The organism is Pseudomonas sp. JV245A (genome assembly GCF_032424515.1).
GTDB classification, from domain to species: Bacteria; Pseudomonadota; Gammaproteobacteria; order Pseudomonadales; family Pseudomonadaceae; genus Aquipseudomonas; species Aquipseudomonas protegens.
The window spans coordinates 1-7,279 of the sequence record NZ_VYKE01000201.1; the positions used below are offsets into that span (position 1 = coordinate 1).

The following is a 7,279-nucleotide window of genomic DNA, read 5'->3' on the forward strand; positions in this document are numbered from 1 at the left end:
CAGGCTGCTGGCCAGCTCGCGCTTGAGGTAGTCGGCGCCGGCCAGGGGGGTGAGCTTGTCGAACTGGCGATGCTCGCGAAACAGTCGCTCCTTCTTTTCCATCTGCGCGCTGATGGCCAGCTGTTCGCGGTGCCAGTGGTAGATGCCGATGGTCAGCAGGATCATGCCGATGGGCATCGGCCCGGACTCCAGCCAGTGGTCCCAGGTGATGCTGTCGGGCAGGCGGATGAACTCGTCGAGGCTGTCGATCCACCAGGAAAAGAAAATGCAGCTCAGGCCCAGGGCCAGGTAGTTGGTGACCCGCCCGGCGGGGCGGCTCTTGAGCACCAGCCCGAGCCAGACCAGGGCCAGGAGCGCCGAGCCGCCTTCGCCGATGATGTCCAGCCACTGCCACTCGCTGACCGATTTCAGGCTGCCGCAGGCCAGGTGCAGCAGCAGCCCGGCATTGGCCGCCAGCAACAGCGCGGCGAGTTTCCAGCGGTGGGGTTTGAGCACGGAGAACATGGCCGCGATCCTTTTTGCCAGGAGTGAGAGGGCGCCAGCACAGCAGATGTTTGTGACAGGGGGGTGACGCCGGGGAAACCCGGCGTGAGGTCGAATCAGCTCACGGCGAATGCGTTTTTTTTCGGCCCGCAGGAGCCGGCTTGCCGGCGAAGGGGCCGGCAAGACCTGCGCTCGACGGTGGATGGCTTGCGCGGGCAAGCCCGCTCCTACGGGGCGGCGGGTGCACCACGGATCTGTAGGAGCCGGCTTGCCGGCGAAGAGGCCCGCAAGACCTGCGCCTGGCGGGGGATAGGGGTCAATTCAGCTCATTTGCCGGGGCGAAAGCCGGGCAATGGGGCGTTTTGGCCCGTTGCCGCCCAGGCCTGTCACAGAACCGTCATTCGCCGACCCTAGCGTGCCCTCCCAGTTGCCGGGCCTCTTGCCCGGCGTTAGCGGACTCTTGGGGGAGGACCATCATGTACAAGCGCAGCAGTCCCGGGCTTGTCAGCTTTACCTTGACCGCGCTGGCCATGGCCATCGCCAGTGAACGCTTGAGCGCCGCGGAACCTGCGGCCACCGAGCATGTGGAAGTGGTGGGCCAGGCCGCCAGCATCGACCAGGCGCTCAAGGAGCAGCGGCGCTCGGACAGCATCGAAAGCGTGGTGCACGCCGACGGCGTGGCCCAATTGCCGGACCAGAACGTCGCCGAGGCGGCGCAGCGCCTGCCGGGCATCAGCATCGAGCGCGACCAGGGCGAAGGGCGCTTTGTCAGCGTCCGCGGCCTGGGCCCGGACCTCAACAGCGTGACCATCAACGGCACCCTGGTGCCCTCGCCGGAAAGCGCCCGCCGAGCCGTGGCCCTGGATGTACTGCCCTCGGAACTGGTGCAGTCGCTGTCAGTGATCAAGACCCTGACCCCGGACATGGACGCCAACTCCCTGGGTGGCACCGTGGATGTGAAAAGCCTCTCGGCCTTCGACCACAAGGGCCTGTTCTACACCGGCAGCAGCGAGGCCAGCTACGACCAGAACACCCGCCAGACCAGCCCGAAATTCTCCGGCGCGGCGAGCAACCGCTTCAGCCTCGGCGACGGCGTCGACAACTTCGGCGTGGCCGCGGCCCTGAGCTGGCAGAAGCGCGATTTCGGCTCCGACAACGTCGAGACCGGTGGCGCCTGGGACTTCGAGCAAGGCGCCAAGCTGCAGGAATTCGAGCAGCGCGACTACGCCATCAGCCGCGAGCGCGCCGGTGGCGGCCTGAACTTCGACTACAAGCCCGACGACAGCAGCAGCTACTACCTGCGCACCCTGTACAGCCGCTACAAGGACAGCGAGACCCGCAACTCCACCAGCATCGAGTTCGCCGATCCCCTGGCGGCCGGCGAGCGCGGCGACGCCGAAGCCTCGCGCAAGCTCAAGCAGCGCGAGGAAACCCAGGAGATCCAGTCCTACGTGTTCGGCGGCGAGCGCCAGCTCGGCCTGTGGACCCTCAGCGGCCAGACCGGCTACAGCCGTTCCAGCGAAGACAGCCCGGCGCATATCGCCGGGGCCACCTTCAAGGGCAACAGCGATTTTTCCGACAGCGGCTTCTACGACAACGGCAAGCCGCGCCCGGTGATCGGCGCCGGTTTCTATGACCCGGCCAACTTCACCCTGGACAAGGTCGACTGGGAAAAGCAGAACACCACCGACACCGAGAAGAACCTGCGCCTGGACCTGGCCCGGGACTATGACCTGAGTGGCTACGCCGCGCAGTTCAAGTTCGGCGGCAAAGTCAGCCGGCGCAACAAGGACAACGACCTGGAAGCCTGGGTCTACAAGGACTTCGACACCCTGGGCTTTACCGACCAGCAGCTCAACCTCGGGCAGTTCCAGAAGGGCAACGTGGACTATTCCCTTGGCCGCTTCGGCCCGGGCATCAGTGGCGGCGCCATCAAGCAACTGATCGGCGGCCTGAATCAGGCGGCCTTCTACGACGAGGAAGAATCCCGGGTCAACGACTTCAAGATCCGCGAAGACATCAACGCCGGCTACTTCATGAACACCCTGGACATCGACGACTGGCGCTTCATCGCCGGCCTGCGCTACGAGGGCACCGAGTTCGAGGCCAAGGGCACCGGGGTCACCGACGGCGCCTTCACCGCCACCGACACCCAACGCCGCTACCAGCACTGGCTGCCGGGGCTGCATGCGCGCTACCAGTTGGACAAGAACACCCAGGTCCGCGCGGCCTGGACCAAGAGCGTGGTGCGCCCGACCTTCGGCCAACTGGCCCCGGGCTTTGTCATCGACGGCGACGAGGCGACCTTCGGCAACCCCGACCTCAAGCCCCTGGAGTCGAGCAACCTGGACCTGGGCATCGAGCACTACATGGGCCGTGCCGGCAGCGTCTCGGCCTTCGTGTTCTACAAGGACATCCAGAACTTCGTCTACAACACCGACCTGGCCGGCACCGGCGCCTGGAGCGGGTTCTCCGAGGCGCACACTTTCGCCAACGGCGACAGCGCCAAGCTGTACGGCCTGGAACTGGCCTATTCGCAGAAATTCGACTGGCTGCCGGCGCCGTGGAACGGCCTGCTGCTGGGCGCCAACAGCACCTTCAGCCGCTCCAGTGCGAGCATCGAGGGCTTCGACCAGAAGGCCGGGGTCAACCGCAAGCGCGACATCGACCTGCCCAACCAGTCGGACACCGTGGGCAACCTGATGCTCGGTTGGGAAGACGACAAGCTCAGCCTGCGCCTGTCGGCCAACTACAAATCGGCCTACCTCTATGAGCTGGCCTCCATCAGCGACAAGGCCCACGACCTGCATGTGGATGCCCAGACCTTCGTCGATTTCAGTGCCAAGTACTCCCTGACCAAGAACCTGCAACTGAGCTTCGAGGCGCAGAACCTCACCGACCAGCCGTACTTCGTCTACACCGGCAACCGCTCCTACAACGCCCAGTACGAGGAATACGGCCCGACCTACAAGCTCGGCCTGACCTTCACCCATTTCTAAGTAGCGGGCCCTTGCCCGACCGCACACCCAAGGATTGTGATGAGCACTGTATCGACCGCAAGAAACCGCCTGCTGGCCCTGTGCATTGGCATGACCGGTGGCGCCGCCCTGGCTGCCCCCAGCGTGCCCGGCCTGAACCTCAAGCCCTGGGCCGAGCAGACCCCGGGTGTTACCGGCCTGGGGTTCGTGCCCGCCGGCACAGGCGCCGACCGGCTGCTGGCCAGCGAGCGCGAAGGCCTGTTGCTGGTGGACGAACAGGGCCGCCAGCTGGCCCGCTTCAAGGGCTCGTTCAACGGCCTGGACAGCCGCGCCGCCGGTGGCCAACTGCTGGTGGCCAGCCTCGACAACCAGCGCCAGCAGGCACTGCTGCTGAGCCTCGACCCGGCCAGCCGCACCTGGGGCCAGCCGTTGTACCTGCCCACTCGGGACTACCCGGTCAACGGCCTGTGCCTGTACCGCGACGAGGCCAGCAACCTGTTCCTGTTCCTGGTGGGCGAGGAGGGCAAGGGCGAGCAGTGGCTGGTGGGCCACGGCGCGCAACTGAGCGCCGAGCCGCAGCGGGTACGTGGCCTGCCCCTGCCGCCGGAGGCCAAGTTCTGCCAGGTGGACGACGCCGCCCAGCAACTGCTGGTCAATGAACAGAATGTCGGCTGGTGGGCCTACCCGGCCCATGCCGAAGCCGACACCGCGCGCCAGCCGGTGGCCCTGCGCGCGCCCTTTGGCGACATCAGGAAAAGCGCCGGGGCCATGGCCCTGGTGCCGGGCGGGGTGCTGGGCCTGGACCCGAAGGCCGCGCAACTGCATCTCTACCAGCAGCAGGAACAAGGCTGGCTGGCCCAGGCCACGTTGCCCCTGGCCGGCCTCAAGGAACCGGAAAACATCGCCCTGCGCGCCAGCGACAAAGGCCTGCAGGTCTTGCTGCGCGATGACGAGGACGGGCGCCTGTACCAGGGCCAGTTGAACTGGCAGGCCACCCCGGTGGCCCTGCCGCCGGTATTGCCCACCGTACAGGCGGCGGCACAGAGCGAGCCGGTGGGGCGCCAGGGCGATGCCGCCGATGACCCGGCGATCTGGGTCCACCCGCAGCAGCCCTCCCTGAGCCGGGTGCTGGGCACCAACAAGAAGCAGGGCCTGCTGGCCTACGACCTGCAGGGCAAGCTGTTGCAAGAGCTGGCAGTGGGGCGCCTGAACAACGTCGACGTGCGGCCCAACTTCCAGCTCGGCGAGCGCCGTGTGGACCTGGCCGTGGCCAGTAACCGCGACCGCAACAGCCTCAGTCTGTTCGCCATCGACCGCGCCAGCGGCGAGCTGAGCGAGGCCGGGGAGGTGCCCACGCCGCTCAAGGAAATCTACGGCATCTGCCTGTTCCAGCCGGCCAGTGGCGAGATCTACGCCATTGCCAACGACAAGGACGGCACCTTCGTCCAGTACCGCCTGAGCGCCCCCGACGGTACCGCCCAGGGCGAGCTGGTGCGCCGGTTCAAGGTGGCCAGCCAGCCCGAGGGCTGTGTCGCCGATGACCAGCGCCAGCGCCTGTTCCTCGGTGAAGAGGACGTTGGCGTGTGGGCGGTGGATGCCCGGCCCGAGCAGCCGGCGACCCTGCACAGCGTGATCAAGGTCGGCGGCCTGTTGCAGGCCGATGTCGAGGGCCTGGCCCTGTACCAGAGCAACGCCCGCGACTACCTGGTGATTTCCAGCCAGGGCAACGACAGCTACCTGGTGCTGGATGCCGAACCGCCGTTCGCTTCCCATGGCGCCTTCCGGGTCAGCCTCAACGCCCGTGCGGGGATCGACGGCGCCTCGGAAACCGATGGCCTGGAAGTCACCTCGGCCAACCTCGGCGGGCCCTGGAGCCAGGGCCTGCTGGTGGTCCAGGACGGGCGCAAGCGCATGCCCGAGCAGACCCAGAACTTCAAGTTCGTGCCCTGGGGCGAGGTCACCCAGGCCCTGAAGCTGCCCTGAGCCGGCGGTCATCACCTTGTCATTTGAATGTCATCGAATAGCCCCGCCAGCCCAGGCGGGCACCCGAGAAGGAGTTCCACCATGCAGGCCACACTCGAACACATGAGCATCTGGGGGCTGATCAGCGATGCCAGCCTGTTGGTCAAGGCGGTGATGCTGACCTTGCTCCTGGCGTCCTTGCTCAGCTGGTACCTGATCATCCAGCGTGGCGCCGTGCTGCGCGGTCGTGAGCTGCGCTTCCAGGCTTTCATCCAGCGTTTTCGCGCCGCCCCCGAGCTGCTGCCGCTGTACCGCGAAGTGGCCAAGGGCAGCGACGCCGAAGGCGGCGTGGAGCCGATCTTTGCCGCCGGCTACCAGGAGTTCAGCCACCTGCGCGGCCAGCCCGGCGGTGCCGGAGAAGGGGTGCTGGAGGGTGTGGAACGGGCCTTGTACGTGGCCATCAGCGAGCAGGAAACCCGCCTGGAAAAGGGCCTGCAGTTTCTCGCCACAGTGGGTTCGGTAAGCCCCTATATCGGCCTGTTCGGCACCGTGTGGGGGATCATGAATTCCTTCCTCGGCCTGTCCCAGGTGCAGCAGGCGACCCTTTCCACCGTGGCCCCCGGCATTGCCGAGGCGCTGATCGCCACCGCCATCGGCCTGTTCGCGGCCATTCCCGCGGTGATTGCCTACAACCGCTTTTCGGCCCGCAGCCAGACCCTGCTGACCCGCTACTACGCCTTTGGCAATGAACTGCAAGTACGCCTGCATCGCACCTTGCAGGGCACCCCGAGCCACCTGGCCGTGGCCGCCTGAGAGAAGGAGCAAGCCGATGTTGACCCGGCCGCAACGCAAGCACGGACCCAAGGCGGAAATGAACGTGGTGCCCTACATCGACGTGATGCTGGTGCTGCTGGTGATTTTCATGGTCACCGCGCCGATGCTCACCCAGGGGGTGAAGATCGAATTGCCCAAGGTCGCCAGCGAAGCCCTGGCCACCGACAGCCGCCAGCAGATCCTCACCCTGTCGGTGCAGGCCGGTGGCGGCTACTACTGGAACCTGGGCAGCGAACTGGACACCCGGAACCACACCGACAGCGCCGTGGACCTTGAGCAGATGCGCGCCAAGGTGGCCCAGGTGATTGCCCGGCGCGGCGACACCCAGGTGTATATCCGCGCCGACCAGGACGCCGCCTATTCCAGCGTGGTGGCGGCCATGGCCGCGTTGCAGCGGGGTGGGGTACACAACCTGGGGCTGGTGACCGAGGCCCCGCAATGACGGCGATGATCATGCACAACCCCACCGCGATGCCCCTGCGGCCCGAGGCGTCCGGCTTCTGGCGCAACAGCCTGGCGGCCAGCCTGGCCCTGGCCCTGCACGCCGGAGTGCTGGTGGCGCTGGTGCTGGGCTGGTCGGTGGACAAGCCGCAGGTCGAGGCGCCGGCGGTACTGACCACCCAACTGGTGATGCTGGCGCCGCCTGCCGCCCCCGCGGAACCGCTGCCGGCGCTGGCCGAGGTGGCGCCACCGCCACCGCCTGCGCCTGTGCCGGAGCCGGTCAGGCCCCGGGTAGACCCCCAGGTACAGGCGCAGAAGCTGGAGCAGGCGGCCCTGGCGCGCAAGCGTGTGGAAGACAAGAAACGTGAGCAGGTGCAGGAGCAGCAGCGCGAGCGCCTGGAGGCCGAGCAGCGCCAGCGCGATACCGAGCAACGTGTGGCCCAGGAACAAGCGCAGGCCCAGCGTGCCGAACAGTCGCGGCTGGCTGCCGAGCGCACGCGCCAGCAGGCGGCCCAGGCGGCGGCCGACAGTCGCCAGTACCAGCCCCTGAGCAAGGAGGCCCCGGACTACCCGCAACGGGC

At 67.1% G+C, this 7,279-nt stretch carries 5 protein-coding genes and 1 pseudogene; 5 read left to right on the forward strand and 1 reads right to left on the reverse strand.

Annotated features, from left to right (window positions below):
• Window positions 1-504, reverse strand: a pseudogene (locus F6S12_RS28535) (GGDEF domain-containing protein); the annotation flags it as partial.
• A 455-nt stretch (window positions 505-959) separates the two neighbouring features.
• On the opposite strand from F6S12_RS28535, the gene F6S12_RS28540 reads away from it, so the two are divergent.
• The 5 genes from F6S12_RS28540 to F6S12_RS28560 form a co-directional block, all read left to right on the forward strand.
• Window positions 960-3,482: a TonB-dependent receptor gene (locus tag F6S12_RS28540; RefSeq protein ID WP_015636131.1), complete on the forward strand. Its 2,523-nt coding sequence runs from the start codon at window positions 960-962 to the stop codon at window positions 3,480-3,482.
• Between the two features lie 39 nt (window positions 3,483-3,521).
• A complete protein-coding gene (locus F6S12_RS28545) occupies window positions 3,522-5,444 on the forward strand; it encodes a phytase (RefSeq protein ID WP_315869603.1) in 1,923 nt (640 codons plus the stop codon).
• An 81-nt stretch (window positions 5,445-5,525) separates the two neighbouring features.
• Window positions 5,526-6,236, forward strand: coding sequence for a protein TolQ (gene tolQ, locus F6S12_RS28550; protein ID WP_125063549.1), 711 nt, complete (start codon window positions 5,526-5,528; stop codon window positions 6,234-6,236).
• Between the two features lie 16 nt (window positions 6,237-6,252).
• Entirely contained in the window at window positions 6,253-6,699 is a 447-nt protein-coding gene (tolR, locus tag F6S12_RS28555) for a protein TolR (RefSeq protein WP_315869604.1), read from the forward strand.
• Window positions 6,696-7,279 (forward strand): energy transducer TonB (locus F6S12_RS28560; RefSeq protein ID WP_315869605.1); only part of this gene is annotated, 584 nt, incomplete at its 3' end. The genes tolR and F6S12_RS28560, both read left to right, overlap by 4 nt.

Coding starts and splice junctions, on each gene's coding strand:
- tolQ (WP_125063549.1), top strand. CDS start 5,526: ATGCAGGCCACACTCGAACACATGAGCATCTGGGGGCTGATCAGCGAT.
- F6S12_RS28545 (WP_315869603.1), top strand. CDS start 3,522: ATGAGCACTGTATCGACCGCAAGAAACCGCCTGCTGGCCCTGTGCATT.
- F6S12_RS28540 (WP_015636131.1), top strand. CDS start 960: ATGTACAAGCGCAGCAGTCCCGGGCTTGTCAGCTTTACCTTGACCGCG.
- tolR (WP_315869604.1), top strand. CDS start 6,253: ATGTTGACCCGGCCGCAACGCAAGCACGGACCCAAGGCGGAAATGAAC.